This is a genomic window from Pseudonocardia sp. Ae331_Ps2 (assembly GCF_001932405.1).
Lineage (GTDB): Bacteria > Actinomycetota > Actinomycetes > Mycobacteriales > Pseudonocardiaceae > Pseudonocardia.
Map to the genome: position 1 here is coordinate 5,881,226 of NZ_MCIM01000001.1, position 21,888 is coordinate 5,903,113.

Annotated in this window: 24 protein-coding genes; 8 read left to right on the forward strand and 16 right to left on the reverse strand. The window is 75.9% G+C overall.

The genetic code is table 11. The annotated features are described in order from the left end of the window. Positions 1–5 precede the first annotated feature (5 nt). Entirely contained in the window at positions 6–1,430 is a 1,425-nt protein-coding gene (gene pyk / locus Ae331Ps2_RS27500) for a pyruvate kinase (RefSeq protein WP_020627504.1), read from the reverse strand. A gap of 111 nt (positions 1,431–1,541) precedes the next feature. Here pyk and Ae331Ps2_RS27505 point away from each other — a divergent pair, with 111 nt between their 5' ends. Then, positions 1,542–1,892: a VanZ family protein gene (locus Ae331Ps2_RS27505; RefSeq protein ID WP_020627503.1), complete on the forward strand. Its 351-nt coding sequence runs from the start codon at positions 1,542–1,544 to the stop codon at positions 1,890–1,892. A 76-nt stretch (positions 1,893–1,968) separates the two neighbouring features. Here the strand turns inward: Ae331Ps2_RS27505 and Ae331Ps2_RS27510 are convergent, their stop codons facing one another. From Ae331Ps2_RS27510 to Ae331Ps2_RS27530, 5 genes are read right to left on the reverse strand one after another with little or no spacing between them, the layout of a single operon-like run. After that, positions 1,969–2,607: a DUF2461 domain-containing protein gene (locus Ae331Ps2_RS27510; RefSeq protein ID WP_075305664.1), complete on the reverse strand. Its 639-nt coding sequence runs from the start codon at positions 2,605–2,607 to the stop codon at positions 1,969–1,971. Beyond that, on the reverse strand, positions 2,604–3,560 hold the full coding sequence (gene lgt, locus Ae331Ps2_RS27515) for a prolipoprotein diacylglyceryl transferase (protein WP_337819498.1): 957 nt from the start codon (positions 3,558–3,560) through the stop codon (positions 2,604–2,606). Before lgt ends, Ae331Ps2_RS27510 begins: the two co-directional genes overlap by 4 nt. Positions 3,561–3,563: 3 nt before the next feature. Beyond that, the gene (trpC, locus tag Ae331Ps2_RS27520; protein ID WP_283160278.1) at positions 3,564–4,433 is read right to left on the reverse strand and encodes an indole-3-glycerol phosphate synthase TrpC; all 870 of its coding nucleotides are present in this window, start codon (positions 4,431–4,433) and stop codon (positions 3,564–3,566) included. Between the two features lie 49 nt (positions 4,434–4,482). Continuing rightward, positions 4,483–5,133, reverse strand: a complete 651-nt coding sequence (locus tag Ae331Ps2_RS27525) for a Trp biosynthesis-associated membrane protein (protein WP_020627499.1) — start codon at positions 5,131–5,133, stop codon at positions 4,483–4,485. Further along, complete coding sequence (locus Ae331Ps2_RS27530) at positions 5,130–6,761, reverse strand: anthranilate synthase component I (protein WP_233147498.1); 1,632 nt, start codon at positions 6,759–6,761, stop codon at positions 5,130–5,132. Before Ae331Ps2_RS27530 ends, Ae331Ps2_RS27525 begins: the two co-directional genes overlap by 4 nt. Before the next feature lie 57 nt (positions 6,762–6,818). On the opposite strand from Ae331Ps2_RS27530, the gene Ae331Ps2_RS27535 reads away from it, so the two are divergent. Then, positions 6,819–7,466, forward strand: coding sequence for a TetR family transcriptional regulator (locus Ae331Ps2_RS27535; protein WP_075305663.1), 648 nt, complete (start codon positions 6,819–6,821; stop codon positions 7,464–7,466). Here Ae331Ps2_RS27535 and Ae331Ps2_RS27540 read toward each other — a convergent pair. Then, on the reverse strand, positions 7,424–7,678 hold the full coding sequence (locus tag Ae331Ps2_RS27540) for a response regulator transcription factor (RefSeq protein ID WP_369804830.1): 255 nt from the start codon (positions 7,676–7,678) through the stop codon (positions 7,424–7,426). The two genes, Ae331Ps2_RS27535 and Ae331Ps2_RS27540, sit on opposite strands and share 43 nt — an antisense overlap. Positions 7,679–7,726: 48 nt before the next feature. Here Ae331Ps2_RS27540 and Ae331Ps2_RS27545 point away from each other — a divergent pair, with 48 nt between their 5' ends. Next, positions 7,727–8,644 (forward strand): oxygenase MpaB family protein, encoded by a 918-nt coding sequence (locus Ae331Ps2_RS27545; protein ID WP_075305662.1) that lies wholly within the window; start codon positions 7,727–7,729, stop codon positions 8,642–8,644. 80 nt (positions 8,645–8,724) lie between these two features. Here Ae331Ps2_RS27545 and hisI read toward each other — a convergent pair whose 3' ends face one another. From hisI to priA, 3 genes are read right to left on the reverse strand one after another with little or no spacing between them, the layout of a single operon-like run. Next, positions 8,725–9,099 (reverse strand): phosphoribosyl-AMP cyclohydrolase, encoded by a 375-nt coding sequence (hisI, locus tag Ae331Ps2_RS27550; protein WP_075305661.1) that lies wholly within the window; start codon positions 9,097–9,099, stop codon positions 8,725–8,727. Next, a complete protein-coding gene (gene hisF, locus Ae331Ps2_RS27555) occupies positions 9,096–9,869 on the reverse strand; it encodes an imidazole glycerol phosphate synthase subunit HisF (protein WP_020622477.1) in 774 nt (257 codons plus the stop codon). Before hisF ends, hisI begins: the two co-directional genes overlap by 4 nt. Then, positions 9,869–10,618, reverse strand: a complete 750-nt coding sequence (gene priA, locus Ae331Ps2_RS27560; protein WP_075305660.1) for a bifunctional 1-(5-phosphoribosyl)-5-((5-phosphoribosylamino)methylideneamino)imidazole-4-carboxamide isomerase/phosphoribosylanthranilate isomerase PriA — start codon at positions 10,616–10,618, stop codon at positions 9,869–9,871. The genes hisF and priA overlap by 1 nt, the downstream gene beginning before the upstream one ends. Positions 10,619–10,758: 140 nt before the next feature. Here priA and Ae331Ps2_RS27565 point away from each other — a divergent pair, with 140 nt between their 5' ends. Beyond that, positions 10,759–11,472: a hypothetical protein gene (locus tag Ae331Ps2_RS27565; RefSeq protein WP_075305659.1), complete on the forward strand. Its 714-nt coding sequence runs from the start codon at positions 10,759–10,761 to the stop codon at positions 11,470–11,472. On the opposite strand, the gene hisH is transcribed toward Ae331Ps2_RS27565, so the two are convergent. Then, entirely contained in the window at positions 11,462–12,097 is a 636-nt protein-coding gene (gene hisH / locus Ae331Ps2_RS27570; RefSeq protein WP_075305658.1) for an imidazole glycerol phosphate synthase subunit HisH, read from the reverse strand. The genes Ae331Ps2_RS27565 and hisH overlap by 11 nt on opposite strands. A 109-nt stretch (positions 12,098–12,206) precedes the next feature. Between hisH and Ae331Ps2_RS27575 the strand changes: the two genes are divergently transcribed. Then, on the forward strand, positions 12,207–13,139 hold the full coding sequence (locus tag Ae331Ps2_RS27575) for an amidohydrolase family protein (RefSeq protein WP_075305657.1): 933 nt from the start codon (positions 12,207–12,209) through the stop codon (positions 13,137–13,139). 63 nt (positions 13,140–13,202) lie between these two features. On the opposite strand, the gene Ae331Ps2_RS27580 is transcribed toward Ae331Ps2_RS27575, so the two are convergent. Continuing rightward, a complete protein-coding gene (locus Ae331Ps2_RS27580; RefSeq protein WP_075305656.1) occupies positions 13,203–15,524 on the reverse strand; it encodes an ABC transporter permease in 2,322 nt (773 codons plus the stop codon). Next, positions 15,521–16,294 carry an ABC transporter ATP-binding protein gene (locus Ae331Ps2_RS27585; RefSeq protein WP_083696079.1) on the reverse strand — a complete coding sequence of 258 codons (774 nt, stop codon included), beginning with the start codon at positions 16,292–16,294 and terminating at the stop codon, positions 15,521–15,523. Before Ae331Ps2_RS27585 ends, Ae331Ps2_RS27580 begins: the two co-directional genes overlap by 4 nt. 110 nt (positions 16,295–16,404) lie before the next feature. Between Ae331Ps2_RS27585 and Ae331Ps2_RS27590 the strand changes: the two genes are divergently transcribed. Both Ae331Ps2_RS27590 and Ae331Ps2_RS27595 read left to right on the forward strand, forming a co-directional pair. Continuing rightward, complete coding sequence (locus Ae331Ps2_RS27590) at positions 16,405–17,616, forward strand: histidine kinase (RefSeq protein ID WP_075305655.1); 1,212 nt, start codon at positions 16,405–16,407, stop codon at positions 17,614–17,616. After that, complete coding sequence (locus Ae331Ps2_RS27595; RefSeq protein WP_075305654.1) at positions 17,607–18,251, forward strand: response regulator transcription factor; 645 nt, start codon at positions 17,607–17,609, stop codon at positions 18,249–18,251. Before Ae331Ps2_RS27590 ends, Ae331Ps2_RS27595 begins: the two co-directional genes overlap by 10 nt. Before the next feature lie 353 nt (positions 18,252–18,604). On the opposite strand, the gene Ae331Ps2_RS33665 is transcribed toward Ae331Ps2_RS27595, so the two are convergent. Further along, complete coding sequence (locus tag Ae331Ps2_RS33665; protein ID WP_249265549.1) at positions 18,605–19,102, reverse strand: hypothetical protein; 498 nt, start codon at positions 19,100–19,102, stop codon at positions 18,605–18,607. Continuing rightward, positions 19,018–19,401 carry a helix-turn-helix domain-containing protein gene (locus Ae331Ps2_RS33670; protein WP_075305652.1) on the reverse strand — a complete coding sequence of 128 codons (384 nt, stop codon included), beginning with the start codon at positions 19,399–19,401 and terminating at the stop codon, positions 19,018–19,020. Before Ae331Ps2_RS33670 ends, Ae331Ps2_RS33665 begins: the two co-directional genes overlap by 85 nt. Positions 19,402–19,466: 65 nt before the next feature. On the opposite strand from Ae331Ps2_RS33670, the gene Ae331Ps2_RS27610 reads away from it, so the two are divergent. Next, a complete protein-coding gene (locus Ae331Ps2_RS27610; protein ID WP_075305651.1) occupies positions 19,467–20,852 on the forward strand; it encodes a CoA transferase in 1,386 nt (461 codons plus the stop codon). On the opposite strand, the gene Ae331Ps2_RS27615 is transcribed toward Ae331Ps2_RS27610, so the two are convergent. Continuing rightward, complete coding sequence (locus Ae331Ps2_RS27615; RefSeq protein ID WP_075305650.1) at positions 20,819–21,871, reverse strand: LLM class flavin-dependent oxidoreductase; 1,053 nt, start codon at positions 21,869–21,871, stop codon at positions 20,819–20,821. The two genes, Ae331Ps2_RS27610 and Ae331Ps2_RS27615, sit on opposite strands and share 34 nt — an antisense overlap. Between the last annotated feature and the right edge of the window lie 17 nt (positions 21,872–21,888).

The window sequence follows — 21,888 nt, forward strand, 5'->3', positions numbered from 1 at the left end:
GCCGGTCAGGCGTGGTCGTCCTCGCCCAGCCGGTGGACCCGGATGAGGTTGGTCGAGCCGACCGTGGAGGGCGGCGAACCGGCGACGACGACCACGAGGTCACCCGGCTTGAACCGGCCGATGGACAGGATCGCGTGGTCGACCTGGCGGATCATCGCGTCGGTCGAGTCGACCCTGTCGACCAGGAACGTCTCGACGCCCCAGGTCATCGCGAGCTGGCTGCGGACCGCGGGCTCCGGGGTGAACGCCAGCAGCGGGAGCCGGGTGTGCAGCCGGGCCAGGCGCCGCACGGTGTCCCCGGACTGGGAGAACGCGACCAGCGCGCGGGCGGAGAGCCGCTCGCCGATGTCGCGGGCGGCGTAGGACAGCACGCCGCGCTTGGTGCGGGGCACGTGGTTGAGCGGCGGCACGTCGGCCGGGCCCGCCTCGACGGCCTCGACGATCTCGGCCATCGTCCGCACGGTCTTGATCGGGTAGCGGCCGACGCTGGTCTCTCCGGACAGCATCACGGCGTCGGTGCCGTCCAGGACGGCGTTCGCGACGTCGGAGGCCTCGGCGCGGGTCGGGCGCGAGCTGGTGATCATCGAGTCCAGCATCTGGGTGGCGACGATGACCGGCTTGGCGTTCTCCCGCGCGATCTGCACGGCGCGCTTCTGCACCAGCGGCACGTTCTGCAGCGGGAGCTCGACGCCCAGGTCGCCGCGGGCGACCATGATGCCGTCGAAGGCGAGCACGACGGCCTCGAGGTTGTCGACGGCCTCGGGCTTCTCTAGCTTCGCGATCACCGGGACCCGACCGGCGCCGGTGTTGTCCATGATCTTGTGGACGAGGTCGATGTCGGCGGGGCTGCGCACGAACGACAGCGCGACGACGTCGACCCGCAGCGACATCGCGAACTCCAGGTCCGCGACGTCCTTGTCCGACAGGGCGGGCACCGAGATGTTCATCCCGGGCAGCGACAGGCCCTTGTTGTCCGAGACGGGGCCGCCCTCGGTGACCCGGCAGACCACGTCGTTGCCGTCGATGGCGACGACCCGCAGTCCGACCTTGCCGTCGTCGACGAGCATCCGGTCGTCGACCTGGGCGTCCTGGGCGAGGCCCTTGTAGGTGGTGGAGACCCGGTCGTGGGTGCCGGGCACGTCGTCGACCGTGATCCGCACCTCCTCGCCGGTCGCCCACTCGGTGGGCCCGTCGGTGAAGCGGCCGAGCCGGATCTTCGGGCCCTGCAGGTCGGCGAGGATGCCGACGGCGCGCCCGGTCGAGTCGGCGGCGTCGCGGACCATCTCGTAGACGCGCTTGTGGTCGGCGCGGTCCCCGTGGCTGAAGTTGAGCCGGGCCACGTCCATGCCCGCTTCCACGAGGTCACGGATCCGGTCCGGGGTCGCCGTGGCCGGTCCGATGGTGCAGACGATCTTGGTTCGACGTGTCACGGCTATCAGGGTAGCGGTGTCTGGAACGATCAGGACGACGGGAACCCGGCCTGTCGGTGTCCGGTTCGACGGTGTTCATCCGCAGGATCGGCGGTGGAGCAGACTGGGGGCGTGCGCGTCCAGCCGTTCGTCCTGTCGGTCCTGTTGAGCCTGGTCATCCTGTTCACCCCGGCATCCGGGGTCCCGACGGCACCTCCGGGCACCGACAAGCTCGTCCACCTGCTGCTGTTCGCGCTGCTGGCGTGGACCGGGCGGGCCGCGGGGATCCGGGTGTGGCCGCTGCTGGGCGGGCTGGTCGCCTACGCGGCGGCCTCGGAGGTCGCGCAGGCGCTGCTGCCGATCGGGCGCAGCGGGGACGTCCTCGACGCGCTCGTCGACGTCGCCGGGGCGGCGCTCGGGCTGGGGCTGACCGTGCTGGTGGCCCGCCGGCGACCGGGCCGCGAGACGTCGTCGCGGCTCTGAGGCGGAGCGGTACCTTCCTCCGACGGTCCTGCACCGCTGCTCCGGGCGCGCCGGGCCCCACGGCCGCGGCGCCGGGTCAGCGCCGCGGGAGCTCGCTGGGGCCGACGTGGTCGTCGAGCCATTCGGTGACCGGGCGGGTCGCCCGCCACACCCTGCGGACCCGGTCGCGGGCCCGCGGGCCGTGCAGCACGTCGTCCGGCGGCCAGTGCCGCGCCACGTAGAGCCCCGTGTGCCGCAGCAGGTCCAGCCGCGGGTGGTCCGGGGCGGTGCCGCGCGGCCGGGTCTTCAGGGTCGCGCCGTCGACGGTGAGTCCGGCGGCGCGGGCGGTGTCGAGGCGGGCTCGCAGGTCCTCGCCGCGGCGCTCGTCGTCGACGCTCTCGCGGTAGCGGGCCAGCTGGTCGGGCGCCAGGTGGTAGTAGCCGCCGGCCGCGAGCATCCCGTCCGCGGACACCTCGACGTAGAACGGCTCGGCGAAGCCGCCGCAGTGGGTCTTGTACGGGGTCTTGTCCGCGGCGAAGCGCACGTCGCGGTAGGGGCGGAACACCTTCCCCGCCCCGAACTCCGGTTCGAGGTCCGCGAGCAGCGCCAGCATCGGGCCGCGGACGTCGTTCTCGTAGACCGCACGCTGGTCGGTCCAGTACGCACGGGAGTTGTCGGCGAGCAGGCCGTCGTAGAACTCGACGGCGCCCTCGCCGAAGCCCGCGAACGCGCTCACGCGTCCTCGCGCTCCTGGGGTCTGCCCTGCTGCCCGGGCCCGGCGGTGTCCGCCGGCTCGGGGGCGACGTACTCCTCGCGGCCGCGACGGGCGAACGCGACGTAGAGCACGGCCCCGATGAACACCACCGACGCGACGACGACGTTGATCCGGACGTCTCCGAACACCCGCGTCGCCGGGTCGGTGCGCATGAGCTCGATGAAGAACCGGCCGAGCGTGTAGCCCGCGACGTACAGGCCGAAGACCCTGCCGTGGCCGAGCCGGAACCGGCGGTCGGCCAGCACGATCAGCGCGGCGACGACGAGGTTCCACAGCAGCTCGTAGAGGAAGGTGGGGTGCACGACCGCGATCGGCGTCGGGTCGAGTGCCACACCGCCGAGCGGGTCGTCCAGCCCGGTCGCGGGGTCGACCCGCCGGTAGATCTCCAGCCCCCAGGGCAGGGTGGTCGGGCCACCGTAGAGCTCCTGGTTGAACCAGTTCCCGAGTCGCCCGATCGCCTGGGCGACGATGATGCCGGGGGCGACCGCGTCGGCGAACAGCGGCAGCGGGACGCCGTGCCGGCGGCAGCCGATCCAGGCCCCGACCCCGCCGAGCGCGATGGCGCCCCAGATGCCGAGCCCGCCGTTCCAGATCTCCAGCGCTCCCCACGGGTTGCCGCCGGGGCCGAAGTAGGTCCGCCAGTCGGTGGCGACGTGGTAGAGCCGCCCGCCGAGCAGGCCGAACGGCACCGCCCACACCGCGACGTCGAGCACCGTCCCGGCCCGCCCGCCGCGCGCCTGCAGCCGGCGCTCGCCCCACCACAGGGCGACCGCGATGCCGGCGATGATGCACAGCGCGTACGCCCGGATCGGGATCGGGCCGAGATGCCAGACACCCCGGTCCGGGCTGGGGATGGACGCCGGGAGCGCGCCGGGTAGTGCGGTGGGCAGTGCGGTGGCGAGCGTGACGAGCACGGATCAGCCGCCGTTCCGGCTGCAGGACGGGTGGAACCCGGCCGCGACCAGACCGCGGACCGCGGCCGCCGGGTCCCCGCTGGTCACCAGGCCCTCGCCGACCAGCACCGCGTCGGCGCCCCATCCCGCGTAGGTCAGCAGGTCACCGGGGCCGCGGACGCCGGACTCGGCGACCTTGAGCACGTGCGACGGCAGGCCGGGCGCGATCTCACCGAAGACCGACCGGTTCACCTCGAGGGTGTGCAGGTTGCGGGCGTTGACACCGATCAGCGTGGCGCCGGCCTCCAGGGCGCGGTCGCACTCCTCCTCGGTGTGCACCTCCACCAGCGGGGTCATCCCGAGGGATTCGATGCGGTCCAGCAGCGAGGCGAGCACCGGCTGCTCCAGCGCGGCGACGATCAGCAGCACGACGTCCGCGCCGTGCGCACGGGCCTCGTGCACCTGGTACGGCGTGACGACGAAGTCCTTGCGCAGCAGCGGGGTGTCGACCCGGGCGCGGACGGCGTCGAGGTCGGCCAGGGAACCGCCGAAGCGGCGCTGCTCGGTGAGCACGCTGATCACCCGCGCACCGTTGGCGGAGTAGGCCTCGGCGAGGTCGGCCGGGTCGGGGATGTCGGCGAGCGACCCCTTCGACGGGCTGGCCCGCTTCACCTCGGCGATGACGCCGACGCCCGGCTCGCGCAGGGCCGCCATCGCGTCCCGCGGCGGCGGCGCGGCCGCGGCCCGCCGCTTGATCTCGGCGAAATCGACGACGCTCTCGCGCACGGCGAGGTCCTCCCGGACCCCGTCCACGATGGCCTCGAGGACGCTGGGTACGCGACCCGGAGTCCCGTTCGGGTGTCCGGTCGTACCGGCAGTGCCCGTAGTGCTCACAGGACCGACTCCTCCTCCGCTCGCGCGTCGCCCGGACGTCGAGGTCATGCTAGTTCTCCCCCTCACGCGGACCGACGGTCGGGTCGCCGCCGGCGTCGAGCCGTTCCCAGGCCGCCCGGTCGGGGTCGGTCGGTGTCGTGGCCGCCTGCGTGCCCGGTGCGGCGTAGCGGGCACCGAGCCGCGGCAGCCGCGGCTCCCGCACCACCAGCAGCACCGCGGCGGCGAGTGCGACGACCCCGCCGGCGACCGCCAGCCAGGGCCACGGCGTCGCCGAGACCGCGCCGGAGCCCGCGGGGGCGTTCGGGGCGGTCAGCCCGGAGCGGGCCGAGGCCAGCTCCACCGCCGACGGCGGCACGGCGACCAGCCGCAGGGTGAGCACCACCGCAGCCACCCCGGCGAGCCCGACCAGCACACCGAGCACCCGGCGGGCGATCCCCGACAGCGCGACCAGCGCGGCGACCGCCGCGACCAGCAGCGCGGCGACCGCGGTGACCACGGGTTGCAGCTGCGCGCCGGTGGCGCCGAGCTCGACGGTGCCGCGGGTGGCGGTGGGCACCTCCAGCACGAACCAGTCGGCGGACCCGGCGCCCCACAGGGCCCCGGCGCCGAGCAGCAGGCCGAGCACGGTCAGGCCGAGTGCCCGCCGGTCGGTGCGGTGCGGTGCGGGCGCGGCGACCCCGTCGTCGCCGGGCGCCGTCACGCGCTGCCCGGGACGGGCGGGGGTGTCAGCGGGGCCGACAGGGACCCGGCCGCGGCGACGGCCGAGAGCACCGCCCGGGCCTTGTTCAGGCACTCCATGTCCTCCGCGGCCGGGTCGGAGTCGGCCACGATCCCGCCGCCGGCCTGCACGTAGGCGGTCCCGTTGCGGATCATCGCGGTGCGGATGGCGATCGCGGTGTCGGCGTTGCCCGCGAAGTCGAGGTAGCCGACGATGCCGCCGTACTGGCCGCGTCGGGTCGGCTCCAGCCGGTCGATGACCTGCATGGCCCGCACCTTCGGCGCCCCGGACAGGGTGCCGGCGGGGAAGCAGGCGACGACGGCGTCGAACGCGGTGCGGTCGCGCCGCAGCAGCCCGGACACCGTCGACACCAGGTGCATGACGTGGCTGTAGCGCTCGATCTCGAAGAAGTTCCGCACGGTGACCGTGCCGGGCTCGCACACCCGGCCCAGGTCGTTGCGTCCGAGGTCGACGAGCATCAGGTGCTCGGCGCGCTCCTTCTCGTCGCCGCGCAGCTCCTTCTCCAGGAGCTGGTCCTCCTCGTCGGTCGCGCCGCGCCAGCGGGTGCCCGCGATGGGGTGCGTGGTGGCGCGCCCGTCGAGCACGCTGACCAGCGCCTCCGGGCTGGACCCGACGATCGAGAACGGCGGCCCGCCCGCGGCGTCGTCGAGGCGCAGCAGGTACATGTACGGGCTCGGGTTCGTGGTGCGCAGGATCCGGTAGACCTCGAGCGGGTCGGCGTCGCACTCCATCTCGAAGCGCTGCGACAGCACGATCTGGAAGGCCTCACCGGCGCGGATCTGCTCCTTGGCGTCCTCGATCGCGGCGTGGTGCTGCTCGGGGGTGCGCCGGCGGAGGAACTCCGGGCGGGTCGGGGTGTACACCGCGACCGAGCTCGGCGACGGGACCGCGAGCTCGCCGGTCATCCGGTCCAGCCGGGCGACCGCGTCGTCGTAGGCCTGGTCGACGCGGTCGTCGGTGGCGTCCCAGTTGATCGCGTTCGCGATCAGGGTGACGGTGCCCTCGTGGTGGTCGAGCGCCGCCAGGTCGGTGGCCAGCAGCATGACCAGCTCGGGCAGCGCCAGGTCGTCGACGGCCGGGTCGTCCGGGTCGGCGATGCGCTCGACGCGGCGGACGATGTCGTAGCCGAGGTAGCCGACCATGCCGCCGGTCAGCGGCGGCAGCCCGGGCAGCGGCTCGGAGTGCAGCTCGGTGACCACGGTGCGCAGCGCCTCGAGCGGGTCACCGGTGGTGGGCAGGCCGTCGGGGACCTCTCCGGTCCAGACCAGCTCGCCGTCGACGGCGGTGAGCGCCGCGGCGCTGCGCGCCCCGACGAACGACCACCGCGACCAGGACCGGCCGTTCTCCGCGGACTCCAGCAGGAACGTGCCGGACCGCCCACCCGCCAGCTTGCGGTACACCCCGACCGGGGTCTCGTCGTCGGCCAGCAGCCGCCGGGTCACCGGGATGACCCGGTGCGCACGCGCCAGCTCCCGGAACTCCTCGCGGCTGGGGCTCACCGCGCCCAGGGCTGCGGCTGCGGGAACCGCGGGGGCGGGGGCGCCCGTCGTCGTCGCGCCACCGGATGCGTTCTGGGTCCGCTGGGTCATGCGACTCATTGTCCCCGAGCAGTGACGACTGCCCTCGCGCGGGTGAGGATGGGACGCATGACCGAACCGAGCGCCAGCGCACCCCCGGCCCCGGGGGCGCAGCCCCGGCGTCGTGGCCGCCGGTCCGGCGGTGCGGACACCCGCGCCGCGCTGCTGGCCGCCGCCCGCGTCGAGTTCGCCGACCGCGGCTTCGACGGCGCCACGGTCCGCCGGATCGCCGAGCGCGCCGGGGTCGACCCGGCGATGGTCAACCACTGGTTCGGCGGCAAGGAGAAGCTGTTCCTCGCCGCGCTCGACCTGCCGCTCGAGCCCGAGCAGGTCCGCGAGCACCTGGTGAGCGGTCCGGGCGACACCGTCGGCGAGCGGATCGTGCGCACCTTCCTCACCGTGTGGGACGCCGACGGCGGCTCCCCGATGGCGGCGGTGCTGCGCAGCGTCGCGGGACACGAGGCCGCGGCCCGGATGCTGCGCGAGTTCATCGGCAAGGCGATCCTGGTGCCGGTCACCCGCGTCCACTCCCCCGACCGGCCCGACGAGCGGGGCGCGCTCGTCGCCGCCCAGCTGATCGGGCTCGCCATGATCCGCTACGTGGTGCACCTGGAGCCGCTGGCCTCGGCGCCCCCCGAGGACATCTTCGCCGCGGTCGGGCCGACCGTGCAGCGCTACCTGACCGGGAACCTGGGGTCGACGAACCCCGAGGAGTAGGCGGCGACGACGGCCTGGGTCCGGTTCCGCGACCCGGTCTTCGCGAGCGCGCCCGCCACCTGGGTCGTCACCGTCTCCACCCCGAGCACCAGCTCGGCGGCGATCTCGGCGTCGGACGGACCACGCGCCATCAGCCGCAGCACCTCGCCCTCGCGGGTGGTGAGCCCGGCGCCGGCGAGACGGTCGCCGTCGCCCGCGGCGAACCCGGCCACGAGCTCGCCAGCAGGGCGGCCGGGGCCGCACGACCGCACACTGGGGTCATGGTCGATCTGTCCGCCCGGCTGCCCGGCGCCGTCGCCGACCGGCTCGAGGCGCTTCGCTCGCGGGTCGGGTCGGCGGTGTTCAGCCGGGTCGCCGGCGACGAGGGATCCGGCCGCCGCGCCCGCGTCCTCGGTGCCGAGGGCCCGCGCTGGTTCGCCGAGGACGCCGCGATCCGCACCGTGCACGGCGACTCGTCGATGTTCGTCGGCGGACTGCGTGCGCTGCTGCTGCAGTCGCTGCACCCGCTGGCCATGGCGGGGGTCGCCGGGCACTCCGGGTTCCGCGGCGACCCGTGGGGACGGCTGCAGCGCACCTCGTACTTCCTGGCCGCGACGACGTTCGGGCCGGCCGAGGAGGCCGAGCGGGTGATCTCGCGGATCAGGCGGGCCCACGTGCACGTCCGCGGGACCGCGCCGGACGGGCGCCCGTACTCGGCGTCGGATCCGCACCTGCTGCGCTGGGTGCACATCGCCGAGATCGACAGCTTCCTCAGCGCGCACGACCGCTACGGCGCCGCCCCGCTCGACGCCGCCGGACGCGACGCCTACGTCGCCGACACCGCACGCGTCGCCCGTGAGCTGGGGGTGCCCGATCCGCCGGAGTCCGTTGCCGAGCTGCACGCCCAGCTCGCCGCCTACCGGCCCGAGCTGGCCGGGACCCCGGAGGCCCGCGACGCCGCGCGGTTCCTGTTGTGGGAGCCGCCGCTGCCGCTCTCCGCACGGCTGCCGTACTCGGTGCTGGCCGCCGCGTCGGTGGGGCTGATGCCACGCTGGACGCGGCTGCCGCTGCGGCTGCCGTGGCTGCCCGTGGCCGAGGCGACCGTGGTGCGGGCCGGTGGGCACGCGATCACCGCCGGGATCCGGTGGGTCACCTCGGCACCCACCCAGCCGCCACCGACGCCGCCGGTGCACCCGTGAGCGGTCAGACCCCGCCGCCGTCCTTGGTGAGCAGGACGTCGGTGCTCATGCGCCGTCCCTGGCGAGCAGGACGTCGGTGCTCATGCGCCGTCCCTGGCGAGCAGGACGTCGGTGTCGAAGCAGGTCCGGGTTCCCGTGTGACAGGCCGGCCCCTCCTGATCGACGACGACCAGCACCGCGTCGCCGTCGCAGTCGAGCCGCACCTCGTGCACGTGCTGCACGTGCCCCGAGGTGTCGCCCTTGACCCAGTACTCCTGGCGCGAGCGCGACCAGTAGGTCCCCCGGCCGGTGGTCAGGGTGCGGTGCAGCGCCTCGTCGTCCATCCAGCCGACCATCAGCACCTCACCGGCGCGGGACTGGACGACGGCGCAGACCAGCCCGTCGGCGTCGCGCTTGAGGCGGGCGGCGATCCCCGGGTCCAGCGCGGACTCGGCCGCCGTGAGACGGGTGCTCACCGGATCTCGACCCCCTCCGCGCGCAGCGCGTCCTTCACCTCACCGATCCGCAGCTGACCGAAGTGGAACACGCTGGCGGCGAGCACGGCGTCCGCCCCGGCGCGCACGGCCGGCGCGAAGTGCTCGACCGCACCGGCACCGCCGGAGGCGATCACCGGGACGTCGACGACCTTGCGGACCGCGGTCAGCATCTCCAGGTCGAACCCGGCGCGGGTGCCGTCGGCATCCATCGAGTTGAGCAGGATCTCCCCGACGCCGAGCTCCTGGCCGCGCTGCGCCCACTCGACGGCGTCGATACCGGCGGAGCGACGCCCGCCGTGCGTGGTGACCTCCCAGCCCGACGGCTGTGGCTGCTCCCCCTCGGGGACCCGGCGGGCGTCGACCGACAGCACGATGCACTGGCTGCCGAAACGCCGCGACATCTCGTGCAGCAGCGTGGGCCGGGCGATCGCGGCGGTGTTCACCGAGACCTTGTCCGCGCCCGCGCGGAGCATCCGGTCGACGTCGTCGGGGGTGCGGATGCCACCGCCGACGGTCAGCGGGATGAACACCTGCTCGGCGGTGCGACGCACCACGTCGATCATGGTTCCGCGCTCCGACGACGACGCGGTGACGTCGAGGAAGGTCAGCTCGTCGGCGCCCTCGGCGTCGTACACGCGGGCCATCTCGACCGGGTCGCCCGCGTCGCGGAGCTCCTTGAAGTTGACGCCCTTCACCACCCGCCCGGCGTCGACGTCCAGGCACGGGATGACACGGACCGCGACGCCCATCAGGCCCTCACCGCGTTCACGGCCGCCAGGGCCTCGGGCAGGGTGAACCGGCCGGCGTAGAGCGCCTTGCCGATGATCGAGCCCTCGATGTTCACCCCGGTCGCGGCGACCTCGGCGAGCCGGGTCAGGTCGGCGACCTCGGAGATCCCGCCCGAGGCGATCACCGGGGCGGTGGTGGCCTGCGCGACCTCGGTGAGCAGCTCGACGTTCGGGCCCTGGAGGGTGCCGTCCTTGGAGACGTCGGTGACGATGTAGCGGGTGGCACCGTCGGCGTCGAGGCGGGCGAGGACCTCCCAGAGGTCGCCGCCGTCGGAGGTCCAGCCGCGGCCGGCGACCCGGCGCCTGCCGTCGATCACCTTGACGTCGAGGCCGATCGCGATCTTCTCGCCGTGCTCGGCGAGGACCTTCCGGCACCACTCGGGCTGCTCCAGCGCCGCGGTGCCGAGGTTGAGCCGGGCAGCGCCGGTGGACAGGGCGCGGTCCAGGGACTCGTCGTCGCGGATGCCGCCGGACAGCTCGACCCGCAGATCGAGCTTCCCGACCACCTCGGCCAGCAGCTCGGCGTTCGAGCCACGGCCGAACGCGGCGTCGAGGTCCACCAGATGGACCCATTCGGCGCCGCCGGCCTGCCAGGTCATGGCCGCCTCCAGGGGCGAGCCGTAGCCGGTCTCGGTGCCGGCCTCGCCCTGCACCAGCCGGACGGCCTGCCCGTCGACGACGTCCACCGCGGGAAGCAACGTGAAGCTCACCGCGCCAGGGTATCCGCGGCACTCGTGGCCCCCGGGAGTGGCCGAGGGGGACAGCATGCGTTCCGGGGAGTACGGGCCGGGCCGAGGCGCGTTCCGCGGAACGCCCGTGGCAGCGCGCGAGCACGGCCACACTCCCCGTCGTGGCTCTCCTCCGTGCCCGCACGCGCGCCGACCGGACCGCGCCCCGTTTCGAACCGCCGTTCCTGCCGTGGGCACCGGACCGGCGCGAGATCGCCGAGTACCGGAGGCGGAAGTACGGACCGCCCTCGTGGATCAGCGGGCTGATCTCCGTCGTGGTGATCGTCGTCGTCGGACGGGTCTGGCTGCAGGTCCAGGTCGAGCAGATCGACTTCGGGCCGGCCCGCGATCCGGCTCCCGTCGTCTCCGCGCCGGCCGCCCCGGCCACCGACATCAGCACGGCAGCGGGACTGACCCGCCTCGTCGACGACGTCCGCCGCGCTACCGGGAGCACGGTCGTCGACCGCCTCGCGGCGTACGGCGCGGACGGGGGAACCGTGCAGACGGCCGACCCCGGCCGGCCCACCCACACCCGCACCTACGTCTGGAACTCCGACGACGGGTTGGGCGTGGTCACGACCGACCGACCGCTCGCCCGGGACCCGGCACAGCGCACCGTCGACCTCGACGACCTCGCACCGGGACCGGTCGCGGAGGTGGTCGCACGGGCCCCCGGCGCCGTGGGTGTGCCCGCACCGGAGACCATCCGCCTGGTCGTCGCCGACCTCGGCAGCGGTCCCACCGTCGTGGTCACCTGCATCGGCCGCGACGGCCGCGTCGGCGAGCTGGAGGCCCGGCCCGACGGCGGCGGCGTCGTGGTGGGTATCAGGCCGTGACCGACCGCAGCCAGTTCTCCAGGACCGTGGCGCCGGCGTCGCCGGACTTCTCCGGGTGGAACTGGGTGGCCGACAGCGGCCCGTTCTCCACCGCGGCGATGACGTCCTCCCCGTGGTGGGTCCAGGTGACCTTCGGCACGGCGATCGCGTGCGAGGGCTCCAGGGTCCAGCGCCGCACGCCGAACGAGTGCACGAAGTAGAAGCGGGCGTCGGCGTCGAGCCCGGCGAACAGCGCGCTGTCCTGCGGGGTCCGGACGGTGTTCCAGCCCATGTGCGGCAGCACGTCGGCCTGGATCCGCTCGACCGTGCCGGGCCACTCGCCGCAACCCTCGGTGTCCTCGTCGAACTCGACGCCGCGCTCGAACAGAACCTGCATGCCGACGCAGATCCCCAGAACCGGACGGCCGCCGGCGAGGCGACGCCCGATGATCTGCGGGCCGCGGACGGAGTGCAGGCCCCGCATGCACGCCGCGAAGGCGCCCACGCCGGGGACGACGAGACCGTCGGCCTCGGTCGCCGCGTCGAAGTCGGACGTCACGGTGACGTCCGCGCCGACGCGTTGCAGGGCGCGCTCGGCGGAGCGCAGGTTCCCGGAGCCGTAGTCGAGGACGACGATGCGTGCCACGACGACCAGGATAGTCGCCGTCCCGCCCGGGACCGGTGGCGCGGGGCGATCGCGCCGCGCGGCTGCCGCCCACCGCCCGTTCCGCAGCCGCTCCGTCCGGAGGGACCCGATGACCCTGATCGACCTGCACTCCCACTTCCTCACCCCGTCCTACGTCGAGGCCGCCCGGTCGGCCGGGCACACCAGCCCCGACGGCATGCCGGGATGGCCGGACTGGGACCCGGCTCGCCACCTCGCGCTCATGGACGAGTGCGGGATCACCACGTCCCTGCTGTCCGTCTCCTCTCCTGGGACCCACTTCGGGGACGACCGGGCCGCCCGACGCCTGTCCCGCGAGGTGAACGAGGCCGGCGCGTCCCTGCGCGCCGACCACCCGGACCGGTTCGGGCACCTCGCCTCGTTGCCGTTGCCCGACGTGGACGGAGCGCTGGCCGAGGCCGTCCACGCCCTCGACGAGCTCGGCAGCGACGGTGTGACCGTCGAGACCAACGCCCACGGCAGGTATCTCGGGGATCCCGCGTTCGCGCCGCTGTGGGCGGAGCTGGACCGGCGTCGGGCGGTGGTGCTCGTCCACCCCACCTCGCCGCCGCACGCGGCGGAGCTGACCGCCGGTCGACCCCGACCGATGCTGGAGTTCGTGTTCGACACCGCCCGGACCTACACCGATCTCATGCTGTCCGGAACCCTCACCCGGTTCCCCGGTGTCCGGTGGATCGCCACGCACTGCGGCGGTGCGCTGCCCGCCCTCGCCGACCGGATCGAGCTGTTCCGCACGGCGTTCGGCGACGGCGGGGGCGCCCCGGTGCCCGACCAGCTGCGGTCCCTCTGGTTCGACACCGCCGGGACCCCGTTCCCGCACCAGGTCCCGGCCCTGGAGCGCACCGTCGGGGTGGAACGGCTGGTCTACGGCAGCGACTCGTGCTGGACACCGGCCGCGGCCGTGCGCGCCCAGGTCGCCTCGCTCGACACCGCTCCCCCGGCCGCGGACGGCCGCGGCTGGCGCGAGCTGACCACCGCCAACGCGCGACGGCTCCTCGGCTGACCTCGTGCTCTGCCGCCCGCCGGCCGCCCGGCGCCCCCGGTCGAGCCGCACCGGGACGTGCCCTCACCTCGTGGTGGCGGCGCCCACCCCACCCGCGACGACGGCGACCAGCACGCAGAGACCGGCCGCGGCCGAGGTGACGGCCGTGTCGAGCACCGGACCGACCGCCGTCCCCGTCGCTGCGGACAGCCCCGACGCCACGGCGGCCAGCGGCGGGAGCGACACCGCGACCCCGAGGACGGCGCCCAGGGTCGCCGCCACACCGTTCTCCGCGGCGACGGTCGTGGCGACCCGGCGTCGGGTCGCGCCGGCCGCGACCAGCGCCGCCAGGTCCGTCCGCCGGGTGCGTGCCGCCGCCCGCGCCCCCGCGGCGACCGCGAGCGCGCCGTAGCCGGAGGACACCGTGACCAGCAGGGCGGCCAGGGTGTCGGTCAACCGGGCGTCCACCGCGTACTCCTGCGCGGCGTAGGCAGCCGCGTCGCGCACCGCGACCCCGAGCGGGAGCGGGCCGGGCACCGCTCCGGCGGGCAGGAACGCGGTGCGGGTCATCGCGGCCGGATCGTGGGCGCGGACCTGGGACCGGTCGATGACGACGTCCCCGCGCCGCTCGTCGGGCGGCAGGACCCGGGTGACCCGCAGCCCCACCAAGGTGCCGTCGGCGAAGCGGGCGTCCAGGGTCGCGCCCGGAGCGAGGCCGAGCGCGTCGGCCGCCGGGACGGACAGGACCACCTCACCCGGCCGGACCAGGCCGGGGTCGGCGGTCCCGACGGCGTCGACGGCGGTCGGTCCCGCACCCCCGGGGACGACGAGCACGGTCGGCAGCGGGATCCGGGCGCCGGGGACGGCGAGGGTGCGGGCGACGTCGTCGGGCAGGCCGGGCGTGCCGTCGCGTTCCACGGTCACCTGCCCGGCGAGCTGTGCGGTCCGCTGGGCCGGGTACGCGTCGGCGGAGGTCGCGACGAGCCCACCGAGCAGCACCGCGAACCCGACCGCGACGACCACCGGTGCGACGACCGCGCCGGCCCGCGCCGGGTTCGCCGCGAGCTCGGCGCGCACCAGCATCGCGGTGACCCGGCCGCCCGGACGAGCGGGGCCGACCCGCGCGAGCAGCCCGACCAGGACCGGAGCGAGCAGCGCGGCCGCGCCCACCAGCGCGGCACCGGTCGCGAGGGCGAGCCCGACCCGGCCGTCGCCGGTCGCCGCCGCGGTCCGGGCCGCGAGCAGCACCCCGGCGGCGAGCGCGAGCGACCCGCCGAGGAGGCGGCCCCGCGCCGACCCGCGTCCGGGACCGGTGTCGTGCACGACGTCCAGCGGCGCGGCCCGGGCCGCCCGGCGCGCCGCGGCGAGGCCCCCGGTGACCGCGAGCAGCACGCCGGCGGCGGCCGCAGCGGCGAGCGGCCCGGCGGCGGCGGGCACCGGTGCCGGCCGCGCGGCGTCGGTGGCGACGAGGACGGTGTGCAGCGGAGCGGCCGAGACGACCGCGAGGACCGTGCACGCCGCCGCACCGAGGACCCCGACCAGTGCCGACTCGGCGAGCACGAGGCGGCGCACCCGGCCGGGCAGCGCCCCGGCGGCGCGGAGCAGGCCCAGCTCGCGGCGGCGCCCCGCGACGGCCGTCGACAGCGCGGCACCGACCACGACGACGGTCGTGACCGCGGTGAGCAGCGCGAGAGCGGCGAGGAGCTGGTCGCCGCGCCAGCGCACGCGGGCCTCCTGGACCGGCTCGACGGCCGCGCGGTCGTCGCCGGTCAGGACGGTCGTGTCCGGCGGCGCCGGCGGGACCGCACCGAGCACGCCGATCGTCCGCACGCCCGGGGCGAGCCGGGCGGCCTCGGTGTCGTCCACCCAGAGGCCGGGACCGTCCGTCGTGCCGGAGACGCGCATCGTGCGGACCGTGTCGGCGAACTGCACCGCGAGCCGGTCGCCCGGACCGACCCCGAGCGTGCGGGGGACGAGCACGTCGCCAGGGCCCCGCGGACGCTCCCCCGCCGTGACGCGGTACCCGCCGAGGACGAGCGAGGCGACGCCGTGACCGCCCTCCAGGTCGTCGGGGTCACCGACCGGTCGTCCGCCGGGCAGGGCGACCGCGGGGAACGGTCGGTCGGGCACCGCGGTCGCGCCGCGCGACGCGGCCAGGCGGTCGGCGAGGGCGTCGGCGACCGGGCCGCTCCACGGGATCCGCCCGTGCGAGCGCGGGGTCGTCGACGTCACGACCGGCGGGGCGACGACCAGCGCCGAGGTGGCCGCGAGGCGCTCCTGGACCACCGGGCGGGACGCGGCCGCGGCGAGCAGCACCGCCCCGAGCAACCCGACCCCGACGGCGACGGCGAGGACCGCGGCGAGCAGCTCCCTCCACCGGCCGCGCACACTCGCGACGGCGATCATCGGACGCCGTCCGGGGCCGGGACAGCGGGTCCGGTGAGGCGGTGCGCGATGGCGGCGGCGGCCCGCCGGTCCCCCGGCGGGCCGGGCACCGGGAAGCGGTCGACGAGGCGCCCGTCGCCCAGCACCACCACCTCGTCGGCCCAGGCCGCGGCAGCCGGGTCGTGGGTGACCATCAGCGTCGTCGCGCCCCGGTCGACGGCGCAGTGGCGGAGCAGTCCCAGGACCCCGGTGGACGCGGCCGAGTCGAGCGCGCCGGTCGGCTCGTCGGCGAACAGCACCGCGGGCCGGGTGAGCAGGGCGCGCGCGATCGCGACGCGCTGCTGCGGCCCGCCGGACAACTGGGCCGGACGGTGCCCGGCCCGGTCGGCCAGGCCGACCTCGTCGAGGGCGGCGACGACCGCGCGGGTACCCACCCGACGGCCGGCGAGCCGCGCGGGCAGTGCGACGTTCTGGGCCGCGGTCAGCGCGGCGACCAGGTTGAACGCCTGGAACACGACGGCGGTGCGCTCCCGGCGGGCCAGCGTGCGTCCCCGCTCGGACAACGCCGTCAGATCGACACCGCCGAGCAGCACGCGACCGGAGGCGGGGACGAGCAGCCCGGCGGCGCAGTGCAGCAGGGTCGACTTCCCCGACCCCGAGGGGCCCATGATCGCGGTGACCGTCCCTGGTCGCGGGGCGAGCGACACCCCGACGAGCGCGCGGACCGGGGGCGCACCGCGGGGCCGGTGGACGTGGTGCAGGTCGTGGAGCTCGATGGTCGTGGTCGGCATGGGCCCAGTGGACGGCCCGGGCCCGGCCCCACGCGGTCACCTCGACGGGAGTTCCGGGGTAGTGCCTGCGTTACCGCGCCCGGCTCGCACGGCGGGCTAGGTTGCGGGACGTGCGGATCGTGACGGCCTGGCAGGCGCTGGACCAGCAGCCGCTGCGGTTCCTCGCGACGGCCTGGCCGTGGCGGTCGCTGGCCTTCCTCCTGACCGGGACGATGCTCGGGGCCGGGCTCGTCGCCGTCGCCGGGATCTGGGCCTCCGGGCTCGTGCTGGGCGGCCCCTGGGTCGCGACCGCGACCGCGCTCCTGCTGGTCACGGCGGTGTGCCTGGGCGGGCGGCCGATCGCGGCGCTGGAACGGTGGCGGCTGCGGCTGGTGGACACCGCGCCCCTGCCGGATCCGTCCACTCGGCCCGGCCGGTGGTGGTCGGCGCAGCGGTGGCGGACCCCGCTGGTCTGGCGGGAGATCGGATTCGCGCTGCTCGCCGCCACCGGCCTCGCCGCGCTCGACGCCGGAGTCCTCGGCTTCTCCCTGGTCCTGCCGGTGCTGCTGTTCACCTCCGCCGCCGACGACCCGTCCACCTGGCCACTGGTCGCGCCCGGGGTCCTGCTGCTCGTCGCCACCCCCTGGACGGTCACCGCGTGGGCCGGGGCGCGGGCGACGCTGACCCGCACCGTGCTCGGACCGCGCGGCACCGAGCTGGGCCCCGACCTGTCCGACGTCGCGACCCGGCGGCTGCTGGGCGCGTTCGCGACCGAACGGGCCCGGATCGAGCGGGACCTGCACGACGGCGCCCAGCAACGGCTCGTCGCGCTCGGGGTGACCCTCGGCCTCGCCCGTCTCGACGCCGTCGACGGCTCGGCCTGCGCGGCACGGCTCGACAGCGCCCGCGACGAGCTCGGGCTGGCACTGACCGAGCTGCGTGACCTGGTGCGCGGCCTCGACCCGGCGACGCTGGCCGACAACGGGCTCGCCGTGGCCGTCGCGGACCGGGCCCGGCGCTGCCCGGTGCCGGTCGAGGTGGACCTGCACCTGCCGGCCGAGCTGCCGCCGGCCGTCGCCGGGACCGCGTACTTCGTGCTCACCGAGGCGCTGACCAACATCGCCCGTCACAGCGGCGCCACCTCCGCCTCGATCGGCGGGGGCCGGCACGCCGACCAGCTCGTCCTGGAGGTCCGCGACGACGGCCGGGGCGGCGCCGACCCGGCGGGCGGGACCGGGCTGTCCGGGCTCGCCGAGCGGGTCGCCCTCGCCGGCGGCCGGCTGCGGCTGTCCAGCCCGGCGGGCGGGCCGACGCTCCTGCGGGTGGAGCTGCCGTGCGGGTGACCGTCGCCGAGGACTCCGTGCTGGTCCGCGACGGGATCGTCGGGGTGCTGACGCGGTTCTCCCACACCGTCGTCGACGCGGTCGGCGACGCACCGGCCCTGCTGGCGGCGGTCCGGGCCGACCGGCCCGACCTGGTCCTGACCGACGTCCGGATGCCCGCGGGCCCGGACAGCGGGCTGCGCGCCGCGGTGGAGCTGCGTCGCGCCGACCCCGGGCTGCCCGTGCTGGTGCTGTCCCAGGTGGTCGCACCGGTCGCCGCGGAGGAGCTGCTCGACACCGGCGACGGCACCGGTGTCGGTTACCTGCTGAAGGACCGGGTGGCCGACGTGGCCGGGTTCGTCGCCGCCGTCGAACGGGTCGGCGCGGGCGGGACGGTGCTGGATCCCGAGGTGGTGGCCCGGCTGGTGCGCCGTCGGCGCGACCCGGTCGCGCGGCTGTCCCCGCGCGAGCGCGAGGTTCTCGACCTGATGGCGCAGGGCCGCTCCAACGCCGAGGTCGCCGCGGCGCTGGTGCTGTCCGACGCCGCGGTGCACAAGCACGTCCGGTCGGTGTTCACCAAGCTCGACCTGCCCGCGGACGCCCCCGGCCACCGCCGGGTGCTGGCGGTGCTGGCCTGGCTGCGGTCGGCGGGCTGACACCCGCCCACGGGTGGCCCGCGCCGCGCACCACCGGGCGCGCCGCGACCACATGATCATCAGTACTTCAGCGCTGCCCCACTAGTGCGCGACAGCGCTGAAGTACTGATGATCATGTGCGGCGGAGGCCGCGTGCTGCGCCGGATGAGGCGGGGGGGCGGGGGCCGCGGGGGTTCGGGGGTCGCGGGATTCCGCGGGTGCCGCGGCGGGGTTCGGCGTGGCGGGGCCCGGCGGTGGCGCGTCGCCGGTTCCGGGGTCCGTCCCGTCACCTGCTCAGCGCGGCACCTGCTCAGCGCGGCACCTGCTCAGCGCGGCACCTGCTCAGCGCGGCACCTGCTCAGCGCGGCACCTGCTCAGCGCGGTCGGTCCGGCCACGGGCCGGCGTGGGTCTCCCGCGCCCCCGGGTCCGCGTGCGACTCCCGCGCCCCCCGGTCCGCGAGGGCGGCGACCAACCGGGCGGCGGCCCGGTCCAGGGTGACGCTGCGGTCGGCGCGGCCCCGCCGGGTGCCGGTGAGCACCGCCGCCGCAACCGTCTCCCCGTCCTCCTCCACCGGGACGGCGACGGCGCGGATCGCCGGGTCCGCCAGCCCGTCGCTGCGGGCCAGCCGGGTACGGACGATCTCCGGGCGCTCGGTGAGGTAGGCCGCGACCGCGGGCGGGTCGTCGACCCCCGCCAGCGCTCGGGCGGACTCCTCGGGATCGCCCAGGGCGAGCAACAACCGTCCCGCGGCGGTGCGCAGCGGCGGTCGGGGCCGGTGGTCGTCGGTCACCCGTTGCAGCCGGTCGGGGGCGCGGGGACCGGCGTGGTCGACGTAGCGGACCTGCCCGCCGACCAGCACCGCGAGTGCCACGGGGCCCGGGCGACGCGGCTGAGCGCGTCGAGCTCGGAGTGCGTGAGCGAGGCCGGCGGACCCAGCCCCGCGAGCAGCCCCAGCACGTACGGCCGGCGGCCCAGGACGTGGCCGCGGCCCCGCAGCCGTAGCCAGCCGGTGGCCCGCAGCTCGCGCAGCAGGTCCGCGGTGGAGCTGAGCGGCAGGTCGAGCTCCCGGGCGACCGCGGTCACCGACGGAGGTGTCCCGGCGGTCGCGACCAGCTCCAGGATGCGGTCGGCCCGGCCGACCGCGCGGGCGGAGGCGACAGATCCCGACACCCGTCCGATCCTACGGATATACGGAGCCTGTGGAGAGTGCGGCCGTTCCGTCGCAGGCTGGGGCCATGACCACGACGACCCCGGCCGCACGCTTCCCCTCCGCCGCCGACACGGCGGCCACCCTGCTGCCGGACGCTCCCCCGGTCCGCTCGACGCTGCGGGTCACCGGAGCGGACCCGCTCGTGCCGTCGGTGCACCGGCTCGCCGACGCGATGTCGGCGGCGGTCGGGGCGTTCGGGCTGCAGGTCGCCGGGCTCGCCGAGGATTCCGGCGGCGCGCCCCGGGAGATCACGGTGCGCGCGGCCGACACGATCGACACGCTGCGCGCCCCGTTCCTCACCACCCTCGGCGGCGTCGACGTGCAGACCGTGGCCGAGGACCCGACGGCACTGGCGAACAACGGGTTCCGCCGGACCGCCGACGGCTGGATCTTCCTGATCACCACCTACCCGCACCAGCGCGACGCGGTGTGCCGGGTGCTGGACTGCCCGCCCCTGCGCGATCGGATCGCGCAGGAGGCCGCCCGGTGGCGGTCCGTCGAGCTGGAGGATGCCGTGTGCGCGGCCGGCGGGGTGGCCGCGGCGGTCCGGACCGGGGAGCAGTGGGCCGCGCACCCGGCGGGCCGACACCTCGCCGGGCGCCCGGTCGTCGAGGTGGAGCGGATCGGCGACGCCCCGCCCGAGCCGGTACCGGACCGGCTGCGGGTCCTCGACGACACCCACGTCATCGCGGGGCCGGTCGCGGCGAAGCTGCTCGGCACGTTCGGTGCGGACGTCCTGCACGTGTCGCGCCCGGACCTGCCCGACCCGCTCGCGATGGTCGCGCTGACCGGCGGCGGGAAGCGCAACGCCTGGCTGGACCTGCGGGACCCGGCGCAGGCGGCGACGCTGCGCGACCTGGTCGGCGGGGCCGACGTGTTCGTCAACGCCTACCGGGGTACCGCCGCGCGGGGCTTCGGCCCGCAGGACCTGGCGGGACACCGGCCGGGGATCGTCGCGCTGGACCTGCACTGCTGGGGTGCCGACGGGCCGTGGGCCGCGCGTGGCGGCTTCGACCAGCTGGCCTGCTCGGCGACCGGGTTCGCGCTCGAGGAGGGTGCGGGCGGGCCGCCGTCGTTGCCGCCGACGCACCTGCTCAACGACTACCTCGCGGCCTGGCTCGGAGCCGCCGGGGTGCTCGCGGCGCTGCGCCGGCGCGCCGTCGAGGGCGGCTCGTGGCGGGTGCGGGTCACCCTCGCCGGGGTCTGCACCTGGGTCCGGGAGCTCGGGATGTTCACCGCGGCCCAGGTCGCGGACCTGCCCCGGCCCGGCGGGCCGACCATCGGCATGCACGTCGTCGACGGGCCGATGGGCCGGCTCGTCGAACCCGTGCTCCCGCTGGAGTTCGACGGCCGGCCCGCGCCGCTGCCCGGGCCACCTCAGCTGCTGGGGACCGCCGCCGCGACCTGGTGACCGGCCGGCGCCCAGCCGATCGCCGGAGCGACCCGCTCGGCGATCGAGCGGAGCAGGTGCGCGTTGTACTCCACCCCGAGCTGGTTGGGCACGGTGAACAGCACGTAGTCCGCCTCCCGGACCGCGGCGTCCTCGGCGAGCTCGGCGGCGATCCGGTCCGGGTCGCCGACGTAGCTGCGCCCGAACCGGGAGCGGGCGCCGTCGAGGATGCCTACCTGGTCGTCCTCGCCGCGCTCGCCGAAGTAGCGGCGGTCGAGGTCGGTCGTCACCGGGATGACGCTGCGCGAGATCGACACCAGCGGGGTGCGCTCGTGCCCCGCGGCGGACCAGGCCTCGCGGTAGCGCAGGATCTGCTCGGCCTGCAGCCGGTCGAACGACTCGCCGGTGTCCTCGGTGAGCAGGGTCGAGCTCTGCAGGTTCATGCCCTGGGTCGCCGCCCACTCGGCGGTGGCGCGGGTGCCCGCACCCCACCAGATCCGGTCCGCCAGCCCCGGGGACTGCGGCTGCACCGGCAGCGCGACGTGCCGGCCGCGGGTGCGGGCCGGGTCCGCCGGCGCGACCCCGGCGCCGCGGATCGCCGCGAGGAACACCTCGGCCTTGGCGCGGGCGGCGTCGGCGTGGGTCTGCCCGTCGGCGGGCCGGTAGCCGAAGGCCTCGGCGCCGTTCAGCGCGATCTCGGGCGACCCCCGGCTCACACCGAGCTGCAGCCGCCCGCCGGACAGCAGGTCGGTCGCGGCGGCCTCCTCGGCCATGTAGAGCGGGTTCTCGTAGCGCATGTCGATCACGCCGGTGCCCATCTCGATCCGGCTGGTGGTCGCCGCGATCGCCGCGAGCAGCGGGAACGGCGCGGCCAGCTGGCGCTCGAAGTGGTGCACGCGCACGAACGCGCCGTCGATGCCGATGTCCTCCGCGGCGCGTGCCAGCTCCACGGTCTGGCGCAGCGCGTCGGCCGCGGTGGGCGTCCGGGACCCGGGGACCTCCCCGTGGTGCCCGAACGACAGGAACCCGATCTTCGTCATGCCCTCTGCAACGAAGG